This is a genomic window from Mycobacterium sp. Aquia_216, assembly GCF_026723865.1.
Taxonomy (GTDB): domain Bacteria; phylum Actinomycetota; class Actinomycetes; order Mycobacteriales; family Mycobacteriaceae; genus Mycobacterium.
This window is the reverse complement of record NZ_CP113529.1, coordinates 815,904-839,104: the sequence shown is the minus strand read 5'-3', so window position 1 is coordinate 839,104 and position 23,201 is coordinate 815,904. Positions and strand designations below refer to the sequence as shown.

21 protein-coding genes are annotated in these 23,201 nt (G+C 68.0%); 7 read left to right on the top strand and 14 right to left on the bottom strand.

The genetic code is table 11. The features are described 5' to 3' along the window. Nucleotides 1-36: 36 nt before the first annotated feature. Nucleotides 37-1,740: a hypothetical protein gene (locus OK015_RS03965; RefSeq protein ID WP_268132427.1), complete on the top strand. Its 1,704-nt coding sequence runs from the start codon at nt 37-39 to the stop codon at nt 1,738-1,740. On the opposite strand, the gene OK015_RS03960 is transcribed toward OK015_RS03965, so the two are convergent. Further along, the gene (locus OK015_RS03960; protein ID WP_268129417.1) at nt 1,724-2,878 is read right to left on the bottom strand and encodes a glycosyltransferase family 4 protein; all 1,155 of its coding nucleotides are present in this window, start codon (nt 2,876-2,878) and stop codon (nt 1,724-1,726) included. The two genes, OK015_RS03965 and OK015_RS03960, sit on opposite strands and share 17 nt — an antisense overlap. A 40-nt stretch (nt 2,879-2,918) precedes the next feature. On the opposite strand from OK015_RS03960, the gene OK015_RS03955 reads away from it, so the two are divergent. Together OK015_RS03955 and OK015_RS03950 are read left to right on the top strand one after the other, a co-directional pair. Beyond that, a complete protein-coding gene (locus tag OK015_RS03955; RefSeq protein ID WP_268129416.1) occupies nt 2,919-3,689 on the top strand; it encodes a class I SAM-dependent methyltransferase in 771 nt (256 codons plus the stop codon). A gap of 41 nt (nt 3,690-3,730) precedes the next feature. Further along, nucleotides 3,731-5,200 carry an aldehyde dehydrogenase gene (locus OK015_RS03950; protein ID WP_268129414.1) on the top strand — a complete coding sequence of 490 codons (1,470 nt, stop codon included), beginning with the start codon at nt 3,731-3,733 and terminating at the stop codon, nt 5,198-5,200. 72 nt (nt 5,201-5,272) lie between these two features. Here OK015_RS03950 and OK015_RS03945 read toward each other — a convergent pair whose 3' ends face one another. Beyond that, nucleotides 5,273-6,088 (bottom strand): crotonase/enoyl-CoA hydratase family protein, encoded by an 816-nt coding sequence (locus tag OK015_RS03945; protein WP_268129412.1) that lies wholly within the window; start codon nt 6,086-6,088, stop codon nt 5,273-5,275. Nucleotides 6,089-6,482: 394 nt separating this feature from the next. Between OK015_RS03945 and OK015_RS03940 the strand changes: the two genes are divergently transcribed. Beyond that, nucleotides 6,483-7,127, top strand: a complete 645-nt coding sequence (locus OK015_RS03940) for a TetR/AcrR family transcriptional regulator (RefSeq protein WP_442791199.1) — start codon at nt 6,483-6,485, stop codon at nt 7,125-7,127. 15 nt (nt 7,128-7,142) lie between these two features. On the opposite strand, the gene OK015_RS03935 is transcribed toward OK015_RS03940, so the two are convergent. Both OK015_RS03935 and OK015_RS03930 read right to left on the bottom strand, forming a co-directional pair. After that, nucleotides 7,143-7,439 carry a hypothetical protein gene (locus tag OK015_RS03935; protein WP_268129410.1) on the bottom strand — a complete coding sequence of 99 codons (297 nt, stop codon included), beginning with the start codon at nt 7,437-7,439 and terminating at the stop codon, nt 7,143-7,145. 17 nt (nt 7,440-7,456) lie between these two features. Beyond that, entirely contained in the window at nt 7,457-8,992 is a 1,536-nt protein-coding gene (locus OK015_RS03930; RefSeq protein ID WP_268129408.1) for a class I adenylate-forming enzyme family protein, read from the bottom strand. Between the two features lie 190 nt (nt 8,993-9,182). Here OK015_RS03930 and OK015_RS03925 point away from each other — a divergent pair, with 190 nt between their 5' ends. Next, nucleotides 9,183-10,148 carry an MIP/aquaporin family protein gene (locus tag OK015_RS03925; protein ID WP_268129406.1) on the top strand — a complete coding sequence of 322 codons (966 nt, stop codon included), beginning with the start codon at nt 9,183-9,185 and terminating at the stop codon, nt 10,146-10,148. Between the two features lie 6 nt (nt 10,149-10,154). Here OK015_RS03925 and OK015_RS03920 read toward each other — a convergent pair whose 3' ends face one another. The 7 genes from OK015_RS03920 to OK015_RS03890 all read right to left on the bottom strand — a co-directional run bounded on the left by OK015_RS03920 (nt 10,155) and on the right by OK015_RS03890 (nt 17,259). Further along, nucleotides 10,155-10,940 carry a crotonase/enoyl-CoA hydratase family protein gene (locus tag OK015_RS03920; RefSeq protein ID WP_268129405.1) on the bottom strand — a complete coding sequence of 262 codons (786 nt, stop codon included), beginning with the start codon at nt 10,938-10,940 and terminating at the stop codon, nt 10,155-10,157. Between the two features lie 138 nt (nt 10,941-11,078). After that, nucleotides 11,079-12,488: a WS/DGAT/MGAT family O-acyltransferase gene (locus OK015_RS03915; RefSeq protein WP_268129403.1), complete on the bottom strand. Its 1,410-nt coding sequence runs from the start codon at nt 12,486-12,488 to the stop codon at nt 11,079-11,081. 43 nt (nt 12,489-12,531) lie between these two features. After that, a complete protein-coding gene (locus tag OK015_RS03910; protein WP_268129401.1) occupies nt 12,532-13,737 on the bottom strand; it encodes an alpha/beta hydrolase in 1,206 nt (401 codons plus the stop codon). A gap of 112 nt (nt 13,738-13,849) precedes the next feature. Then, the gene (locus OK015_RS03905; RefSeq protein WP_442791198.1) at nt 13,850-14,368 is read right to left on the bottom strand and encodes a hypothetical protein; all 519 of its coding nucleotides are present in this window, start codon (nt 14,366-14,368) and stop codon (nt 13,850-13,852) included. Nucleotide 14,369: 1 nt separating this feature from the next. Beyond that, a complete protein-coding gene (locus tag OK015_RS03900; RefSeq protein ID WP_268129400.1) occupies nt 14,370-15,602 on the bottom strand; it encodes a molybdopterin-dependent oxidoreductase in 1,233 nt (410 codons plus the stop codon). Next, entirely contained in the window at nt 15,599-16,249 is a 651-nt protein-coding gene (locus OK015_RS03895; protein WP_268129398.1) for an SAM-dependent methyltransferase, read from the bottom strand. Before OK015_RS03895 ends, OK015_RS03900 begins: the two co-directional genes overlap by 4 nt. 272 nt (nt 16,250-16,521) lie before the next feature. Continuing rightward, nucleotides 16,522-17,259: an alpha/beta fold hydrolase gene (locus tag OK015_RS03890; RefSeq protein WP_268132424.1), complete on the bottom strand. Its 738-nt coding sequence runs from the start codon at nt 17,257-17,259 to the stop codon at nt 16,522-16,524. Between the two features lie 190 nt (nt 17,260-17,449). Between OK015_RS03890 and OK015_RS03885 the strand changes: the two genes are divergently transcribed. After that, nucleotides 17,450-18,346 carry an alpha/beta hydrolase gene (locus OK015_RS03885; protein ID WP_268129396.1) on the top strand — a complete coding sequence of 299 codons (897 nt, stop codon included), beginning with the start codon at nt 17,450-17,452 and terminating at the stop codon, nt 18,344-18,346. Here OK015_RS03885 and OK015_RS03880 read toward each other — a convergent pair. The 3 genes from OK015_RS03880 to OK015_RS03870 are packed head-to-tail and all read right to left on the bottom strand — an operon-like array spanning nt 18,343 to nt 21,820. Next, nucleotides 18,343-19,656, bottom strand: coding sequence for an amidohydrolase family protein (locus tag OK015_RS03880; protein ID WP_268129394.1), 1,314 nt, complete (start codon nt 19,654-19,656; stop codon nt 18,343-18,345). The genes OK015_RS03885 and OK015_RS03880 overlap by 4 nt on opposite strands. Next, nucleotides 19,650-20,858, bottom strand: a complete 1,209-nt coding sequence (locus tag OK015_RS03875; protein WP_268129392.1) for a CoA transferase — start codon at nt 20,856-20,858, stop codon at nt 19,650-19,652. The genes OK015_RS03880 and OK015_RS03875 overlap by 7 nt, the downstream gene beginning before the upstream one ends. 11 nt (nt 20,859-20,869) lie before the next feature. Beyond that, nucleotides 20,870-21,820, bottom strand: coding sequence for a MaoC family dehydratase (locus tag OK015_RS03870; protein ID WP_268132422.1), 951 nt, complete (start codon nt 21,818-21,820; stop codon nt 20,870-20,872). A gap of 128 nt (nt 21,821-21,948) precedes the next feature. Between OK015_RS03870 and OK015_RS03865 the strand changes: the two genes are divergently transcribed. Beyond that, a complete protein-coding gene (locus tag OK015_RS03865) occupies nt 21,949-23,094 on the top strand; it encodes an acyl-CoA dehydrogenase family protein (protein ID WP_268129391.1) in 1,146 nt (381 codons plus the stop codon). Nucleotides 23,095-23,201: the final 107 nt, after the last annotated feature.

Here is a 23,201-nt window from a genome sequence, read left to right as displayed (position 1 = left end):
GAGCCGACGGTGAGCGCACCCTGGCGCCGAGCGGCGGTGCAGTGGTCTCTTCCCGGCTATGCCTTGGTCTTGGCGTTGCTGGTGGTCGCGCCGGTGCTGCGGCCGGGCTATCTGCTGTTGCGCGACGCCGTGTCCACGCCGCGCTCGTACCTGTCCGATACCGCGCTGGGCTTGACCATGCCGCCGCGAGCGACGCCGCAAGACTTCGCGGTGGCGCTGGCCTCGCACCTGATCGACGGCGGCGTCGTGGTGAAGGCGCTGCTCGTCGCCGGGCTGTGGCTGGCGGGCTGGGGTGCGGCGCGACTCGTCGCGGCCGCTCTGCCCTGTGCCGGTAGGTCCGGCCAGTGTGTCGCGATCACGCTGGCGATCTGGAATCCCTATGTCGCCGAACGACTTCTGCAGGGGCATTGGAGCCTGCTGGTCGGCTACGGCTGCCTGCCCTGGGTGGCGACGACGGTGCTGCGGCTGCGTTCGGGTCAAGCCGCCGACTTTTTCGCGTTGGTGTTCTGGATCGCCCTGGCCGGCCTGACCCCGACCGGGTTGATGCTGGCCGCGACGGTGGCGCTGGTCTGCGTGGCTGTACCCGGTGCGGGCCGGCCCCGCTGGCTGTGCGCCGTGGCGGCGTTGGGCGCGGCGCTGGTGGCGGCGCTGCCGTGGCTGACGGCCGCGGTGATGGGCTCGTCGCTGTCCACCCCCAAGGCGACCAGCACGCTGGGGGTTTTCGCGTTCGCGCCGCGCGCCGAGCCGGGCCTGGGCACGCTGGCCAGCCTGGCCAGCCTCGGCGGTATCTGGAACGGCGAAGCCGTACCCAGTTCGCGGGCAACACTTTTCGCGGTGGTGTCGGCGCTGGTGCTACTGGGTGTGGTTGCGGCCGGGTTGCCGACCGTGACGCGCCGCCCGGCAGTGGTCCCACTGCTGGTGCTGGCGGCGGTGTCGGTGGTGATACCGGCCGCGCTGGCCACCGGGCCCGGATTGCACGCACTGTCCGCGGTGATCGACGCCGCGCCCGGCCTTGGTGTGCTGCGCGACGGGCAGAAGTGGGTGGCGCTGGCGGTGCCGGGATACGCGGTCGCCGGTGCCGGCGCGGTGGTGTCGCTGCGCAGGTGGCTCCCGCCCTCGGCAGACTTCGCCACGGCGCTGGTCGGCTGTCTGGCGCTGATCGCGGTGTTGCCCGACTTGGCGTGGGGCGTGGGGGGCAAGGTCGCGCCGGTGCGTTACCCGCCGGGGTGGACGGCGGTGGCGACGACGATCAACGGTGCGCCCGCCCCGGTCGCGGTGTTGCCCGCGGGGTCGATGCGGCGCTTCGGCTGGTCGGGCCCGGCGCCGGTGCTGGATCCGCTGCCCCGCTGGCTGCGCGCCGACGTGCTGAGCACCGGCGACTTGGCGATTTCCGGGCAGGTCGTGCCCGGGGAGGGCACCCGCGCCCGGGCGGTCCAGAAGTTGCTGCTGTCCGGGCCCGAACCGTCCGCATTGGCCCCGGCCGGCGTGGGGTGGCTCGTCGTCGAATCGGATAGTGCCGGTGACATGGGCTCGGCCGCGGCCACCCTGGGCGCACTCACGCCGGTGTTCCGCGACCAGGAAATGACGCTGTACTGGATCGGCGGAAACACCGCCGGGGTGTCGCCGGGCCGGCGGCAGTCGACGGTGATCGCGCACCTGGCGTGGCTGAGCCTGCTGACCGTGGGCGGCAGCGGTGCACTGGTTGCCGGAGTTCGGCGCCGGGTTAGACCACGCCGCTGACGAACGTGCCGGCTTGCACGGCTTCCAGTACGGCGCGCATCGCGTCGGCGCTTTGGGTCCAGGAGAACTCGCCGCTGCGCGTCTGCGCCTTGGCGCCCAATTCGTCGCGCAGCACCGGATCGCACAGCAGTTGTTCGAGGCGATCCAGCAGCTCGGCGCGGTTGTCGACCAATATCCCGGTCACCCCGTCGACGATCGAGTCGGACAGGCCGCCCGAGGATCGGTAGCCGATCGTCGGCACCCGGTGCTGTGCGGCCTCGACGACCGCCAGCCCCCAGCCCTCCTTGCGCGACGGCAGCACATGCACCCAAGCTCCCTGCAGCACATGGTGTTTGGTCACGTCGTCGACATGGCCATGGAAGGTCACCGCATCGTCGATGCCCAGGCGCTGGACATGGTCGACCAGTCGCCGGCGCCACCAGCCGTCGCCCACGATGTCGAGATGCAGATCGCCCAGCCGCGGCCGCAGTGCGGCAACGGTTTCCAGGGCGTCCTCGATCTGCTTGTGCGGCACCAGCCGCGAGAGCACTACCACCCGCGGCACGGCCGAACGCGGCCCGGACAGCGACCGCTGCGGCGCCTCGTCGAGGCCGTTGCGCACCACCGCGATCCGCTCGTTGGCCACGCCCAGGGCGACCAGGTCACGCGCCGACGGCAGCGACACCGTCAGGTACTGATTGCGGCGGTGCAGCCGCGGCGAGAGCCACGACTCGACAAACCAGCCCAGCCGGCCCAGCACCGGCCCAGCGACCGGCCACTGCTCGCGGTGGCAGTGGTGGACCAGCACCAGCACGCGGCGGCCGTAGAGCAGCCGGGCGCAAAACGGCAAACCGTTCTGCGCGTCGACCACGACGTCGGGGCGCACTCGCCGCAGCGGACCGAGCCCCAACCGGGCGGCGGCGATCGCCAGCAACGCCAACACGTACACCGAATAGCGGCCGCCGGAACGGCTGATCCGCACACCGTCGACGACCTCGCGCCGCGGTGCGCCGGAGTAGCGGGCGGTGCGCAGGGTGACGGCGATGCCGGTCGCGGCCAGTTGCGTGCCGATGCGCTGTAAATAGGCTTCGCTGCCGCCGCCCTGCGGGTGGCCGGTGTCGCGCCAGCACAGCAGCAGGACGGATCGCAGGTCAGACATCTTGGTCAGCCTAGCGGGAGCGTCCGTAGGGTTGCCCGTTGTGGCGGTGACTGACGTGTTCGGGCGACGGGCCACGCTGTCGCGCTCGGTGCGGCTGCTGTCGGAGTTTCGCTACGAGCAGCGGGACCCCGCCCGGTTCTACGGCGCGCTGGCGGCCGATACCGTGGCGTTGATCGGCGATCTCTGGCTGGCCGCCCGCGGCCAACCGCTGACCGGCCGCCTCGTCCTCGACGTCGGGGGCGGGCCGGGATATTTCGCGGCGGCCTTCGCCGAGGCCGGTGCCCGCTACCTCGGTGTCGAACCCGACCCGAACGAAATGCACGCGGCCGGCCCCGCCCTGGCGCGACCGACTGACTCGTTTGTGCGGGCGTCGGGCATGGCGTTGCCCTTCGCCGACGACTCCGTGGACATCTGCCTGTCGTCCAACGTCGCCGAACACGTGCCGCGGCCGTGGCAGCTCGGCGCCGAGATGCTGCGGGTCACCAAGCCGGGCGGGCTGGCCGTGCTGTCCTACACCGTCTGGCTGGGCCCGTTCGGTGGGCACGAGATGGGGCTGACGCACTACCTGGGCGGCCAGCGCGCCGCCGCACGTTATGCCCGCAAACACGGCCACCGCGCGAAAAACGACTACGGCTCGTCGTTGTTCGCGGTATCGGCGGCGGAAGGGCTGAGCTGGGCCGAGAACACCGGGGCGCTGCTGGCCGCATTCCCGCGCTACCACCCGCGATGGGCGTGGCGGCTGACGTCGGTGCCGGTGCTGCGCGAGTTCCTGGTCAGCAATCTCGTGCTGGTGCTGTCGCCCCGAGAATGAAACATGTTCTCGTTTTGCTCCGGCTTGGGTAGGGTGGCGCCATGGGCGACATCAAGACCGAATACGACAAGCTTTTCATCGGCGGCAAATGGACCGAACCGTCGAGTTCCGAAGTCATCGAGGTGCGCTGTCCGGCGACCGGTGAGTACTTCGGCAAGACGCCGCTAGCCGTGGCCGCCGACGTCGACGCCGCGGTGGCCGCGGCCCGCGCCGCGTTCGACAGCGGCCCGTGGCCGACGACGCCGCCGAAAGAGCGGGCGGCCGTCATCGCCAACGTGGTCAAGCTGATGGAGGAGCGCAAGGAGTTGCTGAGCGCGCTGCTCGCCGGTGAGACCGGCCAGCCGCCGACCACTATCGAGACGATGCACTGGATGGGCTCGATGGGCTCGATGAACTTCTTCGCCGGCCCGGCCGTCGACCAGGTCAAGTGGCGCGAGATCCGCAACGGCTCCTACGGGCAGACCATCGTGCATCGCGAGCCGATCGGCGTCGTCGGCGCAATCGTCGCCTGGAACGTGCCGCTGTTCCTGGCGGTCAACAAGCTCGGTCCCGCGCTGCTGGCCGGGTGCACCGTCGTGCTCAAGCCGGCCGCCGAAACCCCCTTGACCACAAACGCTTTGGCGGAGATCTTCGCCGAGGCCGGCCTGCCCGAGGGCGTGCTGTCGGTGGTGCCGGGTGGTATCGAGACCGGCCAGGCCCTGACGTCCAACGCGGGAGTCGACCTGTTCACCTTCACCGGCAGCTCGGGTGTCGGCAAGGAGATCGGCCGGCGGGCCGCCGAGCTGCTCAAGCCGTGCACGCTGGAGCTGGGCGGGAAGTCGGCAGCGATCCTGCTCGAGGACGTCGACCTGGCGTCGGCGATCCCGATGCTGGTGTTCTCCGGAATCATGAACACCGGGCAGGCCTGCGTGGGCCAGACCCGCATCCTGGCGCCGCGCTCACGCTACGACGAAATCGTCGATGCGGTAAGCACATTCGTGCAGGCGCTGCCGGTGGGGCCGCCGTCGGACCCGGCCGCTCAGATCGGGTCGCTGATCTCGGAGAAGCAGCGTGCCCGGGTGGAGGGCTACATCGCCAAGGGCATCGAGGAGGGCGCCCGGCTAGTGTGCGGCGGCGGCCGTCCCGAAGGCCTGGACAACGGCTTCTTCGTCCAGCCCACGGTGTTCGCCGACGTCGACAACAAGATGACGATCGCCCAGGAGGAGATCTTCGGGCCGGTACTCGCGGTCATCCCCTACGACACCGTGGACGACGCGATCAAGATCGCCAACGACTCGGCGTATGGCCTGGCCGGCAGCGTGTGGACGACCGATATCCCCAAGGGCATCGAGATTTCGGAGCAGATTCGCACCGGGACCTACGCGATCAACTGGTACGCCTTCGACCCCGGGGCTCCGTTCGGCGGCTACAAGAACTCCGGCATCGGCCGCGAGAACGGGCCCGAAGGTGTCGAGCACTTCACCCAGCAGAAGAGCGTGCTGATGCCGATGGGCTACACCGTCGACGCCTGAGTTCTCTGCGCCGAGCGTCCGGCTGGCCGTACGCTCGGGCTCGAATGCCCGGCTGGCCGGGCATTCGACGGGCTAACGGCCCTGGAAGTGGGCCTCGCGCCGCTCGACGAACGACTGCACGCCCTCGGCGGCGTCCTCGCTGGCGAACAGCTCGGCGACGGCGGGCCGCAGGCGTTCGATCGCGGCCGCCTCACCCTGGGTGCGGGCCAGGTGTGCCGACGCCAGCGTGGCCCGCACCCCCAGCGGCGCCGCGCGTTCGGCGATCGTGTGCGCGATGTCGCGTGCTCGGGCCAGGGCCGCGGCCGCATCGTCGGCCACCTCCTGGACCAGCCCGATGCGGTGCGCTTCGGCCGCGTCGAACTCGTCGCCCGTAAGTAGCCAGCGCATCGCGTTGCCCCAGCCGGCCTCGCGCGGCAGCCGGATCGTCGCGCCGCCGAACGGGTAGATTCCCCGCCGCACCTCGAGCTGGGTGAATCTGGCGTCTGCGGCGGCGACCCGGATGTCGGCGGCCAACAGCAACTCGATGCCCAGCGTCATGCACCAACCGTGCGCGACGGCGACCAGCGGTGTGGTCCAGGTGTCCTCGAGCCGCCACGGGTCCCGGCCGTCGTCGGGGAAGGGGTTCTCCCCCGAGGCGATGCCGGGGCCGACGTCGGCGAGATCCAAACCCGCGGTCAAGTGGTCGCCGTGCGCGAACAACACGCCGGCCCGCACCGAGGTGTCGGACTCCAGCACCGCGTACGCGCGGGACAGATCGGCGAGCATCGCGCGGTCGAACGCGTTGCGTTTGTGCGGTCGATTCAGACCGATCAGCAAAACGTGTCCGTCGCGCTCCAGGGATACGGTGTCCAGGACGGGAAGGATCTGACCGGCGGGGCTGTTGGACATCTGTGCCATCGTCACAGTGAAGCCCACAACCCCAAATTATGCAATAAGGCATAATCTTTACGGTTTACTCAGTGTTGAGTTAGACAACAACAATGACCTACGTCACACAACTGCCTGGTCTGCGCGTTTAGTACGCCTAACAAGTTGCCTAGTAGACCAATGCCTTATATGATTCTCAGCATAATCATGAGCCGCCGGCTTCGGCGCATGAACGCAGCACAAAGGCCGGGAGAAATATCATGTGGATCATCGAACTCAACGTCGCCGGCTATCACTACACCCGCCAGGTACCCGACCTGAAACGTCCGTCTTTCCGGTTCAGCCCGCGTAATATGCACTGGCCGGTATCGCGGCATTCGCACGCTGCATGACGTCCGCCCCAGGAGGTACGACAGTGCCGACCACCACCGACGTTGCGCCGGAAGCCGCGTCGACGAAGCGCGGCGGCACCCGCACCAGGATGCTCGTCAGCGCCGCCGAAGTGATGCGTGAGCGCGGGGCCGCCGGCGTCACCATCGACGCCGTGCTGGCGCGCAGCGGCGCCCCGCGCGGTTCGGTCTACTACCACTTTCCCGACGGGCGCAATCAGATCCTGAGCGAGGCGCTGCGGTATTCGGGGGATTCCATCACCGCCACGATCGACGCCGCCGCCGACCACGGCGCCAGGGCATTGCTGCGCGAGTTCATCGAACTCTGGGAGCGGCTGCTGACCGATGGCGACTTCCTCGCCGGCTGCCCGGTGGTCGCCGCCGCGATCAGCTCGGACGAAAACGATCAGGACCTGACCATCGAAGCCGGCGTGATCCTGGGCCGGTGGTGCACGGCATTGACCCAGGCATTCATGAAGGACGGGTTCGACGACGACGACGCGGCCTCGCTGGCGGTGACGTCGATCTCGGCGCTAGAGGGCGCGATCGTGCTGGCTCGCTCGAGTCGCTGCGTGCGCCCGCTCAGCCAGGTTGGCGAACAGCTCGAATTCCTGATCAAGGCAAGGGAATTCGTTACCCGCAATGGGATTCCCAAGCAGGACGGCTCGTAGCTCGGCCGGGAAATCTCAGTCGCTTGCCGGAAGCGGCTTGACCTCTTTGAGCGCAAGTGCGGTCGCACCGATGCTGAGGCTCCCCGCGCCCGGCTTGGTCACCAGCACCTCGGCGCCTGTCTCGTCGACATAACGCTTGCCCATCACGGTGCCGTCGGAGAAGGCCGGGTCGAGCTCCCCCGAGCGCTCGCCGCCGATCGGCACCATCGGCACACCACCGCAGCGCAGGTCGTCGAGGCTATCGGAGCTCCTGACGACGATGACCTGCGTGTCGCACACCTGGCTGGTGAGGCGGGTTCCGTTCTTGATCATGATCTTTCGTCCTCTGCTTACTGCTCGACCGGTGCGGCCTGCAACCCTGCTAAGTCTTCGATGATTTCCCGCCGCAGCACCTTGCCCGTGGGTGTGGTCGGCAGCTCGTCGCGAAACACTACGCGGTCGGGGGTACGAGAACCGCGCAAAGTCTTGCGGACGTGCTCCCGTAATTCCTCGGGATCGGGATCGGAGCCGGGCCGCGGTACCACCACGGCCACGATGGCTTGTCCCCACTGCGGGTCTTCGACGCCGACGACGGCGACGTCACGCACGTGCGGATGCTCGACCAGCACCTCCTCCAGCTCGGCGGGCGCGATGTTCTCGCCGCCGCGGATGATGGTGTCGTCACTGCGTCCGCCGATGAACAGGTAGCCTTCTTCATCCAGCATCGCGATGTCTTTGGTTGGGAACCAACCGTTTTCGTCGAGCACCGAGCCGAGTCCGGTATAGCGGCCGGAGACCTGCTCGCCGCGCACGAAGAGCTCGCCGGTCTGACCGGGCGGCAGCGCCTTGCCCTCGTCATCGCGGATCTCGACCTCGATGCCGGGCACCGGGCGACCGACCGAGCCCAGCCGCTTGACCGCGGCGGAGTCGGCCGCGGCCAATGCCGCTTGCGCCGCGCGGTGGTCGTCGGGAGTCAACACCGCGATCGTCGAGCTCGTCTCGGTCAGCCCATAGGCGTTGACGAAGCCCACGCCCGGCAACAGCTCGAGCGCCCGGCGCACCAACGGGAGGCTGACCTTCGAGCCGCCGTAGGCCAGGTTGCGCAGCGACGTCAGGTCGCGGGAAGCGTCGTCACCCGCCTCGAGCACGCTGACGACACGATCCAGCATGGTGGGCACCAGCGTCGCGGTGGTCACATGCTCGGCGCCGATCAGCCGCACCCATTCGCCTGCGTCGAAGTTCGGCAGGTAGACCATCTTGCGGCCGGCGTACAGATTCGACAGCGCGGCGCCGACCCCGGCGATGTGATACGGCGGCACGCAGATCAGGGCCGCGTCCTGCGCACCGGCCGAGTCGAATTCGACGGTTCCGGTGACATAGCTGGTCAGGTTGTTGTGCGAGAGTTCGACGGCCTTGGGCTGCGACGTGGTGCCCGAGGTGAACAGCACGATCGCGACCGACTCCGGGTCGGCAAACACGGGAATGTCTGAAGCGGGTTCGGCGCCGCGGGCGGCCGCCAGGAAGTCGTCGGAAAGCATTACCTGTTTCGACGAATCGCCCAGCATGTCCCGGTAGCGGCTGTCGACGACGACCACAGGTTCGGGCAGCCGCTCGATCAGCGTCTGAATGCCCTCGGCGGACAGCCGGTAGTTGAGCGGGGTGAAGGGCAGACCGGCGCGCGCCGCCGCGAAGATCAGCACCGGCAGCATCGCGCCGCCAATGCCCACGTAGGCCACGTGCTGAGCGCCCGACTCCGCGATGACACCCGCGCCGCCATCGGCCAGATCACTGAGCTGCTGCGTCGTCAACCGCAGGTCACCCGAGACCACGGCGGTGCGATCGGGGTTGCTCGACGCAGCCATCTCAAGAAGCAAAGAAATGCTCACGCTTGAAGTTTCTCCGGTATCGACACGTTACAAAGCTGGCCAGAAGTGTCATGCTCGACTGTAGTTTAGATCACGCCAGGATCCTCCAGCCCAGCGCCGTCGTCCTAGGCGATCGCCTGTGTGCGCCGACACGGTTTATCCGCAGCTGGCGATGGGTTACACCACGGCGAACTTCTAGTGGGGGAAACACGTGGAATCGACATCGACAGCTGTCCGGCTGCGCGCGGGATTGCCCGGCATGATGCTCGCCGAATTCTTCGGCACGTTCGTGCTGCTTCTGCTGGGCCTTGGCACCTGCGCGCTCAACGTCGTCGGCTTGTCCGGGTCGGGCCGGCAAAGCGTCGCGTTCGGCCCGGCGAACTGGCTGATCATCGTCTTCGGCTGGGCGTTCGCCGTGACGCTCGCGACCTACATCGCCGGCGGCATCAGCGGCGCGCACCTGAACCCGGCGATCACGCTGGCCTTCGCGATCGCGCGTAAGTTCAGCTGGCGCAACGTCGTCCCGTACTCGGTCGCACAGTTGGTGGGGGCGTTCAGTGCGGCAGCGGTGGTGTACGGCGTCTACCGCCCCGCGATCGACTACTACAACGCGGCCAATCACCTCGCCAGGCCCGATTCGCCGGACACCTATTCCATCTTCGCGACGTCCCCGGCCGTGTATTTTCACGGCGGCTACCTGGGACCGCTCGTCGACCAGCTCGTCGGTACCGCCATCCTGATGGCGCTGATCGCCGCATTGATCGACCACCGCAACCAGGCCCCGGCGGGCAACACCGCGCCGCTGACCATCGGCCTCATCGTCGCCGTGATCGGCTGCTCCTTCGGCACCAATGCCGGCTACGCGCTCAACCCGGCCCGCGATCTGGGACCGCGCTTGTTCACCTACTTGATGGGGTGGGGGAAGCTGGCCTTTTCGGGTGATTACGGCAGCACGACGCAGTATTGGTGGATCCCGATCGTCGGTCCGCTGATCGGCTCGGTCGTCGGCATCTTCCTGTACGACTTCTTCATCGGCCGCGCGCTCGATGCGCGCGCGACGCTGCTACTGACCCCGGAGCCGGGTCTGGCGCCGTTGCCCACCACCGATGGTGCGTCAAAGGTGGCCGGTCCCGTCACCGCCGAGGACAGTGCCGGCGCCGAGGACCACGCCGCCTAGTCGTGCCTAGGTGCCCGTCCACTGGGGCGCGCGCTTCTCGGCGAACGCGATCGCGCCTTCCTTGGCGTCGCTGGATCCGAACACCGGCGCCAGCAGCTTGCCCTGCTTGGCGAAAAAGTCATCGGGGCTCCAGCCGCGCGACTCGACGATGATCTGCTTGGTGACGGCCACCGCGAGCGGCCCATTGGCGGCGATCTTCTCGGCCAGCGTGATGGCCGCGTCCAGTGCCGTTCCGGGCTCGGCCAACACGTTCACCATCCCCAGCGCGTGGGCACGCTCCGCGCTCAGGTTTTCACCGGTCAGCGCCAGCTCCATCGCGATCGCCGACGGGATGCGCTGCGGCAGCCGCAGCAGTCCTCCGCCACCGGCGACCAGGCCGCGCCTCACCTCGGGGATGCCGAAGGCGGAGTCCTTGGACGCCACGATCAGATCGGTGGCCAGCGCCAGCTCGGTGCCACCGGCCAGGGCGTAGCCCTCGACCGCCGCGATCAGTGGTTTGGTCGGCGGACGCTCGGTGAAGCCCATGCCGCGGCCCTCGACGATCGGAAACTCTCCGCGCGCAAACGCTTTGAGGTCCATGCCCGCGCAGAACGACCCACCGGCGCCGGTCAGGATGCCCACGGAAAGACCCGCGTCGCCGTCGAGCCGGTCGACCGCCTCGGCCAGGCCCTTGGCTACCGCGAGGTTGACCGCGTTCTTGGCCTTCGGACGATTGATCGTGATGATCAGGATCCGATCCCGTTGTTCGACCAGAACCTCGGGCTCGTTGGCTTCTTCGTTTCCAGTGCTCACGGTGCTACGAAGCTCCTTTGCAGTCGGTGCAAACCAGTGGCTGTTTGAAAACTGATGGTAGCCGCCGATGGAAATGGCATTGGCACCAGGAAAGAGTCGCGTTACCGCGAAGCGGCGTCGCCGCACGGGGGTGGCCGGTCAGGCCGGCGCCATCGCGGCTTCGACGGGCGTCAGCTCCTCGGAAAGTCCTGCCGCCCTGCGTAATTCGATGAAGTCGGCGACCATGGCCTCGGTCACCTCATGCGGGTCTTTGACGGTGGCGCCGTCGGACAGCACCGAGATGTTGAGCTGATCGGCGTAACTCCACACGGTGATGTTGAGGCCGCTGCCGGCGGTCAGCGGCCCCACCGAATAGATTTCGGTGACCTGGGCACCGCCGACCCGGCCGCGCTCGCGTGGCCCGGGCACATTCGAGATCGGAATGTTGAGCACCTTGTTCTGGCCGTCGCGGCTGGACGCCCACCGGAAAAACGACTCGGTGGCCAGCGGCGGCATGTAGTTCGACCACCGGCTGATCAGTTCGGGACCGACCAGGTGGAACGCCTCCTTGGCGGAGTTGGCGTTGTCGTGGCAGACCTGCAGCCGGGCCAACGGGTCATCGAGATCGGCCGGCAGCGCCACCATCATCCCGGTGAAGTAGTTGCCCGAGATCCGTTCCGGGGAGAAGTCGAAACTCGCCGGGACGGAGGCCAGCAGCGGCTCGGCGGTGCCGTCATAGCGCAACAGCAAGGTACGCAATGCTCCGGTGGAGATGGCCAGCACCACGTCGTTGATCTTGACACCTCGCTTTTTGCCGGTCTCCTTGACATCGGCGAGCGCCAGGGTGGCGGTGGCGAAACGGCGGTCCGGGGTGAGTCGGTGGTTGAGGAAGGTGGGTGGCGGGGTGAAGGGCATGGTCAGCTCCGGCGAGAGCTTTCGCGAACTGCGCCGGACCCGGCCAACCCCCTGCGCGGTATAGCGGATGGTGCCCGGCAGTTTCGCGAACTGCCGGAGGTGATCGGTGAACGCCGAGCGCACCAATTGCGGTTTGCTGGGCGCGGGGTCGGTGAGCTGGGGGCCGCTCTCGGGGGTGGGCAGCAGGTCCATCCCCCGGGCCATCAGATTGGCCGATGCGACGCCGTCGGCGAGCGCGTGGTGGATCTTGCCGACTACCGCGACCCGGTTGTTGGCCAGGCCCTCGACGAAGTACATCTCCCACAACGGGCGGTCGCGGTCCAGCGGGGTGCTGGCGATGCGTCCGATCGCGTCGTCCAGCTCACGGCGACCGCCGGGCTCGGGCAGCCGCATCGGTCGGATGTGGTAGTCGAGGTCCACCTCGCAGTGTTCCCGCCACATCGGATGGTGGAACTTCCACGGGATGTCGACAAGCTGATAGGTGAAGGGCTCGAGTTTGTTCAGTCTGGCCCCGATGACCTGGCGAAACGAGTCGAGGTCGAAGCCGCGGCGATCCGGGTCGAGCTCGATCACGGCGACCTTGATGGTGTGCATGTGCACGTTCGGGGTCTCGCTGTACAGCAGTACCGAGTCCCAGCCGCTCAGCCGTTTCATCGCTGCCCCTTCCCCTCAGCAGCGACCTTACTCAGCGGCGAAGCTAGATAACCTCTTTTGACCTGATCTGCAATTTGCTGCGGTAGATCTGGTTGAGGAACAGCGAAGTCGCGTGCGCCGCCACGCCGGCGCGCTCGCCGTCGATCATGTCGAAACCGTGCCCCGCCCCGGGCAACTCCACGTAGCCGACCATCGAATGCGAGACCGCGCGCAGCCGCTCGACGAAGCTGCGCGCCTGCTCGACGGGGATGACGCTGTCCTTACTGCCGTGAATCACCAAGAACGGCGGCGCATTCCGGCGCACGCGCGCGATAGGCGATGCGTCGCGGTACACCTCGGGGTGGCGGGCGATGGACTTTTTGACCACCACGCGCTCCAGGAATTCGACGAAGCGGTCCCGCTCGGGGGTGGAGCGGTCCTCCCAGTCGTAGCGACCGTAGATACCGACCACCGCGTCGACCGAGCTGTCCGCACCCTCGGGCAGCTTGCGCTCGAACTGCGGGTCGTCGGGGGTGAGTCCGGCAAGGGCGGACAGGTGGCCACCCGCCGAACAGCCTGCGACCGCAACGAAATCGCGGTCGCCACCGAACTTGTCGACGTTGGCGCGGGCCCAGGCGATAGCGGTCTTGACGTCGGTGATGTGGCGCGGCCAGCGGTGGTAAGGCGCGACGCGGTAGTCGATCGCCAGGCACACCCAGCCCTGCTCGGCCAGTCGCGACATCAGGGCGGTGCCCTGCATCATGCTGCGGCCATGCACCCAGGCGCCGCCGGGAACGAAGATCAGCACCGGCGCGGGCTGGGCCGGCAGATCCTTGCGCCGCCAGACGTCGAGCACCTGCGCCGGGTGATCCCCGTAGTGGACCGCCCTGCGGTACAGATAGCGACGCTGCCGCAACGCTTCCCAGATCGGCGGTGTCCTGCCGGGCACCGGCCATTCGAGATCCAGGTCCGCGGCCGATACGACACCGCGCAAGGCGGCGACGGAGACCTCGTGTGTGCTTTCCCGGTCCCGTCGACGGACATCGTTGATCCCCGGCGTCAGCCAGTCCTTCTTCAGAGCCGCGAAAGCCTCTGGTGCGTGTCGCGCGCCCCAGACGCCCATCGCGGTCACGCCGCCCAGCGGTTCCAGGTGCTTGCCCACCACCGGTAGCGAAGCCCCGGCAACACTTAATGCCAGCGCATAGTCCGCGGGACGGGCCCGCAGCAACCATTTAACACACGGGGCCATGCGCGGTACCTTCGCCGTCATGTAGGCGACTGTACCCCCATCGCGTCAGGGGAAACTGACGTTTGCGTAGAAGTCCGGGAGACGAGGCAGAATCCGCCGGACAAATGTTTGCTACATTACCGGATTTGCTGTTCTAGACACGATGTTGGCCTTCGCTGAGCGCGGCGGCCCGGTGCGGCGCGGCCCGCCGGATCGCGTAGCAGATAGCGCTCGCCCCGAACATCGCCGCGGACAGCAGCAACCACCTGCCCAGAAAGGGCTGCTGGGTTTGGCCGGTCGCCGCCTGGTAGGTCGGCCCGCCCTGCTCGATGATGCCGGGCCCGAAGATCAGCAACGTCAGTCCAGCCCCTAAAGCCGGTACTCGAATATAGTTGCGCGCCAGTATTTTTGGATGTCCACCTGCCGGCCGCCGGCGCACCGACAGCACCCGGTCGGCGAGCGCATAGAGCGGGAAGAACAGCAGATCGTGGATGACCACGGCGGCGGCGAACCAGACGGCGATCGACTGCCACCAAACGCCGGGGTTCCACAACGTCGCCGGCCTGAAGGTGACCAGGATGTAGCCCAACAGCGCGAAACCGGCCAGCATCGTCAGCAGATGCAGCGGATTCGAACCGTAAACCGTGGCGAAACGCATTGAGAATCTTTGCATCTCAACCGCCTTCGAATTCGATGGCGGCCACCCATTTGGTGTTGTGCACACCCGGCAGCGCGGGAACGACGATGCGGGCCGGATAGCCGTGGTCCAGGGACAGATCGGCGCCGTTGACCCGCAACGCCAGCAGCGCGTCGGAATCGCCAATCTGATTGGCTTGCAACGTCGCTTGCGCAAACGCACCGCCGCGCTGCAGCGATACCACCCGTGCCGAGCGCGGCGCGGGTACGCCCGCTGCGCGAGCCAGGTCGGCCAGCCGTACTCCGCTCCAGGTCTGCACCGTCGACCATCCTTCGACACAGGCGATCGGCAGGCGCGCGGTGCTTTGCCGCATACCGGCCAGCGCGGCGCGGTCCAGCATGACATCGGCGGGACCGCCGCGCAGGACCAACGACCAACTCGCACCGACACTTTCGCGCGTGATCCCCGCGGCGACGGCGGTCTTGTTGACCGGGAAGGCACCCCGGCCCCGCCCCCGCGGCAGCAGCAGAGCGGCACCACGGGCGGCGCCGCCGACGGTCTGTCCGACGGTGAGAGCCGCGATCAGCACCACACCACTGCCGACCAACGCCAGGGCGCCGCGCCTGCTCATCGTCGGTTCGGCCGGGTCCATCGCCACCAGGCCATCGGGATCGGGGGGCTGGGGACGGGTGTTGGCGCGTCCGGTGCGCACCACGTCGCGCAGCGACAACGACCGCAACCCGGAAACCATGCGCGGCAACTTGACCGCGACGTGCATCAGGAATCCGGTGATGAAGACCCACGCTCCGAAGTAGTGCGCGTCGTAGAAGCTGAACCCGAAAATGTAGTCGTACTGGATGTTGAGCACCCCGGTGACGATCTCGAACAGGATCCCGCCGACGAGCATCGCCAACGACAATCGCTCCAGCAGCTGGGCGATCGAGCGCGCCGGCGGCCAGACGAACAGTCGCGGGATGACCGACCACAACTTGGCCAGCACCACCGGGATGATGACCAGCCCGAGCCCCACATGAATGCCCTGAGTCAGCCGGTACAGCCACGACGGGCGGGTGGGCCAGACGAAGAAAGGCAGTCGCAGCCAACCGACATTCGCGGGGAAGGCCTGACCGAACTGCGGCGCATAGGCGATATAGGAAAGCAGCCCCGTGATCGTGATGACCGGCAGTGCCGCCAACAGCACCAGCCCGAACACCGATGTCAGCCACGGACCGCGCAGCGGGCTGCGAAACCGGGCAAGCAAGCCGATCACGGCGCGGCCAGGCTCGCGATCACCCGGCCGCTGATCAGGCTGACGCTGGTCAGCGTCAGACCGACTTGCGTCGCAAGGGCTGCGGCGCTGTCTACGCCGACCGATGCCCACCGGAACCACGGCCCGACATCGCAGCCCGATTCCAGGCGCACCCAGCGCGCGCGGATGCCGACGGCGTCGGCCTCGAACTCGGCCACGCAGCGACCGCCGCAGCGCAACAGTTCGGCGGCGCGCTCCAGGATCCGTCGCGGATCACCGCCGAGGCCGACATTGCCGTCGACCAAAAGCACCGTCTGCCACCGGCCCATTCCGGGCAGCGGCTCGAATACGTCACTCAGCAGGGCCGGTGCGCCGCCGCGGCCGGCCAACCGGATCGCGGTCGCGGACCGGTCGATGCCAAGCGCCGGTATCCCACGCTCAAATAGTCGTGCGACCAACCGACCCGGCCCGCAGCCGAGCTCGATCGTCGGCCCGCTGCACATCCGTGTGACGGCCTCGTCGAAGACCTCGTCGAGTGCGTCGCCGCCATCTGCGGAGCGTCGGGCACCTAACCAGCGGTGCGCCGGCAGCACCCGAACCTCGCCGTCGTCATGCCGAATCCAACATCGCTCGCCACCGAGTGCCCGATCGTAGAGATGACCCAGCAATTCACGCCCCTCGCCTTATGCCTGACCAGACGACCCCAGCCCGCTCAGTCCCGTGGGGACGGCGCGGCATCTCCGATAAGCAGAGCTCCACTCGTTACGCCAGCCTTTTGATCATTCGGATCGATACCCCGATCCTGGGTCGGCTAATCCGGCCGGTCAAGGTCGGCCGACCGCAGCGGTGCATTGGTTCATCGGAGTGATTCGGAGCCGCCGCAGGCCCGGACGGCTATGGCGGATGCGGCCGCCGACGCGAGCGTTCGGTGCGTTTGGTGTCAGCCGGCGCCGTCGAACAAGAACTGGTCGAGCAACGCGTTCACGCGGGCCGGATCCTCCAGCGCCACAAGGTGGGCGACTCCGTCGAGAACAGTGAAGGACGAATGGGGAATGGAGCCGGCCATGGCCCGAGTTTCGGCGACCGGGAAGGTGGCGTCTTCGGCGCCGGCTACCACTAGCACCGGGGCGGCGATGCGACCGAGGAGTTCGTGCTGATCCGGTCGGGCGGGTACCACGCTGCGGACCGCCCAGCTGGCTGAATCGAGGTCCAGACCGCGCAGGCTCGCACGGACGGTCTCGACGACGTCGGGTCGGGTGCGCAGTGTCGTGGGCCCGAGGAAGCCACGGATCACCGACCGCGTCAGCGGCGGCCGCACACCCCCGAGGATGCGCGCCAACCGCAACATGGCCGCATACTTCACCTTCTGGGGGACGCCGGCTTTCGATGCGGTGCAATTCATCAGCACGGCACGCTCGAGACGGCCTGGATGCTGAGCGGCGAACGTGGCCCCGATCATCCCGCCCCAGGAATTGCCGACGAAGTGCGCCTTGTCGATGCCGAGCCCGTCCAACAGGTCGACGACGCAGCGCGCGCATTCGGGAAAGCTGAACATCGCGGTGAGCCGCTCGCTGCCACCGTGGCCAGGAGGGTCGATGAGCACCAGCCGGTGGTGCGCACCGAAACGGGCTGCTTGGCCGGCCCACAAGTCGCCGGTCATCAACAGGCTGGGCCACATCAGTACCGCGGGCCCGCCTCCTGAACTGACCTGAACACGGATCTTGCCGAGGACGGTGTCGACAAACCGCGGAACCAGCGTGGTCACTTCGCCTCCATATCCATCGACAAGCCTAGGCACCCGCCGCGGCGCTGGCCTCGCCGTACTGGTCGGCGACAACACCTGCTTTCCCTTCGGCAATACTGATCCGGTGCCGAACAGCGACGTTCACCCAGATTTGCGCCGAGTTTCCCGCATCGCCCCACGGCGACTGCTCACACCCCGGACTTTGCCGATCATCCGCTCTTTGCTCGCCTTGAGAGCTCGTCGCGCATCCGGCAATGCCGAGGTCATCACCCTGGGTTCCGGAGCCGGCGTTCGGCTGTTCCGGCCCGTCGGCGTCACCGAACCGATGCCGGCGCTGCTGTGGATACACGGTGGCGGCTACGTGATGGGCAACGCGCAGCAGGACGATCGGGTGTGTCGCGGGTTCAGCAGCAGGTTGGGCGTCACCGTGGCGTCCGTGGACTACCGGTTAGCGCCCGAACATCCCTATCCCGCGCCGCTCGAAGACTGCTACACGGCATTGACCTGGTTGGCCGGGCTTCCCGCGGTGGACGGGGAACGCATCGCGATCGCGGGCGCCAGTGCCGGCGGCGGTCTGGCCGCGGCACTGGCGTTGCTGGCGCGCGACCGCGGCGAGGTCGCGCCCCTTTTCCAGCTGTTGGCCTACCCGATGCTCGACGATCGCAGTTCCCTGACCGCCGAGAATCCGAACTATCGACTGTGGAACACCCGTAGTAATCAGTTCGGCTGGACGGCGTATCTGGGTGACGCCGATCCACAGGTCGCCGTCCCATCCCGCCGCGACGACCTCAGCGGGTTGGCGCCCGCGTGGATTGGCGTAGGCACCAACGACCTGTTCCACGACGAAGACCTCGCCTACGCCGAGCGCCTGCGCGCGGCCGGCGTGCCGTGCGAGGTCGAGATCATCCCCGGCGCCTTCCACGGCTTCGACCTGGTAGCACCGAAAGTGCAAGTGTCACAGCGCTTTTTCGACAGTCAATGCGAGATCTTAAGGGCCGCGCTGGCCGCGCCGGCACGCTAGTTCGCCATGTAGGCGATTGCGCCGCCGATAATGGTGGCGGCCACCAGCCCGGCGTCCAGCTCGGCCAGCACCGCCGCGGGTGGCTCGGTCAACACGCATAGGTCACCCGGCTGTCCACGGTCGACGGCCCTGGTGCGGCTCGGCTGATCGGCGCGGCCCAGAAACATCGTCAAAGCTTCTGTCGCCGAGACGCGTTCGTCAACGCCCAGCACGGCTCCGACCTCAGTGGTGCGATGCACCGCGGCTCGCATCGCCGCCCACGGGTCACCGCGACCGAATGGCATGTCTGTCGACAGTGCCACGCGCACTTTGGCTTTCCGCAGTGACGCGACCCGCCACAGCGCGGGGTGCTCGGCGGCGGGAACCTCGGCGAGGTACTGATCGCCGCGCTCGGCGATGAAGTTGGGCTGGGTCACCACCGTGAGGCCATTGGACTCGGACAGGTCGGCGAGGTCGGCCAGATTGTCGTCGTCGACGACCGCGGCATGCTCGATGCGGTCCCGCGGATGGCTACCGGCGGCGCGCAGGGCCGCAATGGTCACCACCAGTTGGGCCGCGGTCACGCAGTGCACGGCAACGGGTTGTCCGTCGGCGTGTTGATCGGCGATCCAGCCGATCAGCGCATCCACATCCAGACGGTCGTCGTGCAGGATTATCTTGCCGGGGGCCAGGAAGGACAGCTGCGGCCGGAACTCGCCACGCCGATGCGCCACCAACAGTGACACCATGTCGTCGGCGTCGAGATCCGGTGTGGCGTCGGTGACTCCGGTGACGCCGACCGCGGTGAAGCGCCGACCGAGTTCGGTGAGGTCGGTGTGCTCACGCGGCAAAGCCGCGGACCAACGGTCGGTGGCACGCAGCCGTCCGTCGGGGTGTTCGGTCATGCCAAGCAGGCGCAGTGCCGGCGAATTAAGGATCCACAAGGCGCCGCTGCGGTGCTGGACGCGAACCGGAATGTCGGGCAGCACCGCGTCGAGCGCGGCACGGTCCAACTCGCCGGCGACGGATTGGTGGTAGCCGATCGCCCGGATCCATCCGTCGGCACTCGGCGCGGCATTCGACAGTGCCTGTGCCAGTTGATCTTTAGTTCGTACGCGGGGCGGGCCAAGCATGAGCGAGTCCAACGCGGAAGCGGCCGACCGCAGGTGCACATGGTGGTCGTGCAGGCCGGGTAGCACCGTTCCGCCGCGCGCGTCGAGCACGGTCTCTCCGCGCCTGCGTGCCAGGCGTTCGCCCATCTCGTCGATCTGCGCGCCGACCCGGATGTCGGTCAGCGTGCCGTCCAGCAAGGTTGCTCGCTGAATCAGCACGATGGAAGCCGTCTTTCGGCGACCAAGTGGCGAACGGCGTCGTTGTCGGCGCCCAACTCGGCGGCCTGGCGATGCGACGGCGGAGCCTGCGGCGGCGACGCCGCGCATGCTGGGATCGGCGCCGTGGCGGGCAGGGCGGCGTAGCCCGCGGCGATTCCCGCCATCGACACGTGGATCAGCTCGCCGCCACCCCGGGCGAGCGATTCGGCCACGGCCGATGCCGCCTCCAGACCCGTGAGCGGGTCGGCGATGGCGTCCCCGCAGAACACCGGCGCTGCAAAGCCTGCGCCGCCGCCGGCACCGACCAGGCCGCCGGCTACCGCTGCATCGTCACCGAACGCTGGCCGTGTCGAGCCTGGACCATACCCGTTGATACGCAGCCAGATTCGGCCCGGCCGCGGCGCGATGTGCTCCGGGCCCAGCCGGCGCCGGGCCAGCGCCGCGGGCCGCGAGCCCTCGATCACGATGTCGGCGACCGAGAGCAACTCGCGCAGCTCTTCGACCTGGCCGTCGAAATCGACACAGTAGGAGAGCTTTTCACCGTTCAGCCAGTCGAAGAATCTGCGATTGCCTGCCCGGGTGCCGTCCGGCCGCCGTGGGCTTTCCACTTTGACGACGGTGGCCCCGGCACGGGCCAGCAGCTGCCCGCACAGCGGGCCGGCCCACATCGATGACAGGTCGGCCACCAACAGGCCCGCATAGGCGCGGGCCGCGGCCGACGGACCCGTTCGGTCTACCCGCGGCGGCGTGGCCGCAACCTCGCCCAGCCGGGCCGCCGGCATATCGAGCAGACCGGCCCGCTCGATGATCGCGGATACGGGACGTGTTGCGGCCCAATGCCCCAGCATCGGCCAGGGGTCGGCAGGCACCCCCTCGACCTCCAGCAGCGCGGGGACGGCAGCGACGTCGTCGGGGCGCGACAGGGTGAGCGCGCACCAGCCGTCTCGGGCCGAGAGCAGCCGGGTGCCACCCCCGGCCGAAATCCGACCGCCCCGGGTCAATCCCAACAATCCGGCCCGCCCGACCAGCAGGGCACACGCGTCAACGGTGATACCGAGATGACGGCTAACCGTCGCGGCGACCTGTTCGGCGCGGGCCAGCACCTCGGCGCGGGAGAAGTCGGGCCGCCCGTCGGGCAGGCCGGTCAGGTAGGCCAGCCCGCTGCTCCCCCACCGGGACGCCGCGTTGCTCACCTGGATCATTGTCCTCTGGGTCAAAAGTGCAGCGCGCTGAATCGCCAGTCCAGCACCGCCCGGTCGGGTGCGTCGACACCGACCGCGTAGACCAACGACCGCAACCCCAGCACGCCGCCGTCGCCGGTGGGCTCGGCCGACTCGACGTGCAGCTCGCTGTACAAAGTGTCACCCTCATAGACGGGCCCGGTGTGATCGCAAGACTCCCAGCCCAGCACCGTCCCCAGATTCGGCAGCAGCCTGTTGACCTGAGCGAGCGCCAGCCCGATGGTGTGCCCGCCATACACCAGCCGCCGCCCGCCGGCCCGCGAATCATGGTGCACCGCAGCGATGTTCAGGGTGATCCTGGCCAGTTCGGGCGCACTGCTGACGACGTCGCCGGTGCTGTGCAGCACCGCGGGAGCCATGGCGGTATCGAAATGCGGTCCGGGAACTCGCTTTCGAAAGACCTCGCCGTCCCAGTGTGCGGCCGGCGCAACGGCGGGGGGCGTCGCCTCGGCGCCGACCGTGGCGAGATCGTCGGCGGGCGCGTCATCGGGATTGAAGTGCGGACTCGCGGGCAACATGGCGCAGCGGTAGAAATCGAGAACCAATTGGTCGGCCTGGTCGATCGTGGTCATCCGCAGCGCCGCAAGTCCCGTCGGCGGGCGGCCGGGCTTGACCGAGTTGGCGCGCAGCCCAACGACTTCGGTCCGGGTGTAGAGCGAATCACCGATAGCCGGGAATCGATGGAACGTCAGGCCGCGGTAGAACAGGTTGGCTTTGACTCGCGCAGTGGCCAGCGTGCTCTGCCCGATCGCGACATCGCAGACCAGACCCGGATGCGCAAGCGGCCCCGGAGTGCCGGTCACCGCGGCACACAGGTCCGCGTCCAGGGCCAGTCGCAACCGGTCCCCCACGATGGCCTGATGAGCGGCGGCCATTCCCGCGGAGAGCGTCGCCACCGGCGCCCAGTCAAAGACCTGGCCCATCGAGAGATCGTCGAAGTACGGCCCACCTTCGCGGATCCCCGCATACCCGTTACTCGTCACAACGCCACATGCTGGCAGGCTGTCGAATCGGAACGCAACGCCGGAGGTGCTAAAAGGATGGGTCACAGGTGAGCGACGAAGAAGACATGCTGGTCGCCACGGTGCGGGAGTTCATCGACCGCGAGGTCAAACCGACGGTCCGCGAGGTCGAGCACGCCAACGCCTATCCCGAGGCGTGGATCGAACAGATGAAGCGGATCGGCATCTACGGCCTGGCCATCGGTGAGGAATACGGCGGCTCGCCGATCTCGATGCCGGGTTATGTGCGGGTCACCCAGGAGCTGGCCCGTGGCTGGATGAGCCTGGCCGGCGCGATGGGTGGGCACACCGTGGTCGCCAAGCTGCTGACACTGTTCGGCACCGAGGAACAGAAGCAGACCTACCTGCCGCCGATGGCCACCGGCGAGGTACGGGCCACCATGGCATTAACCGAGCCCGGCGGCGGCTCCGACCTGCAGAACATGTCGACCACCGCGCTGCCGGACGGCTCCGGGGGCTTGCTGATCAACGGCGCCAAAACCTGGATCAGCAACGCGCGCCATTCCGGACTGATCGCGCTGCTGTGCAAGACGGACCCGAATGCCACACCGCGCCATAAGGGCATCTCGATTGTGCTCGTCGAGCAGGGGCCGGGACTGACGATATCGCGAGATCTCCCCAAGCTGGGCTACAAGGGCGTCGAATCCTGCGAACTGTCCTTCGACAACTTTCCCGTGCCCACGAAGGCGGTCCTGGGAAACCTTGTGGGCGAGGGCTTTTCGCAAATGATGAAGGGACTCGAGACGGGCCGCATCCAAGTGGCGTCTCGAGCCCTGGGCGTGGCGACCGCGGCGCTCGAGGACGCGCTGGCGTACGCCCAGCAGCGGGAGAGTTTCGGCAAGCCCATTTGGAAGCATCAGGCCGTCGGCAACTACCTGGCCGACATGGCCACCAAGCTCACCGCCGCGCGCCAACTCACCCGGTACGCCGCCGAACGTTACGACAGCGGCGAGCGCTGCGACATGGAGGCCGGAATGGCCAAACTGTTCGCCTCCGAGATCGCGATGGAGATCGCCCTGAACGCGGTCCGCATCCACGGCGGCTACGGCTACTCCACCGAATACGACGTCGAGCGCTACTTTCGCGACGCGCCCCTGATGATCGTCGGCGAGGGTACGAATGAGATCCAGCGCAATGTGATTGCCGGACAGCTGGTGGCTCGGGGCGGGATCTGAGCGCAGCTGAATCTCACGCCCGGCCTTACGCTGGTGCGCTATATTTGCTTGACTTGCGCGCCAGCAAAGCGGCGCGGGAGTAAACGTGTTTGGACCGGAGGAACCCC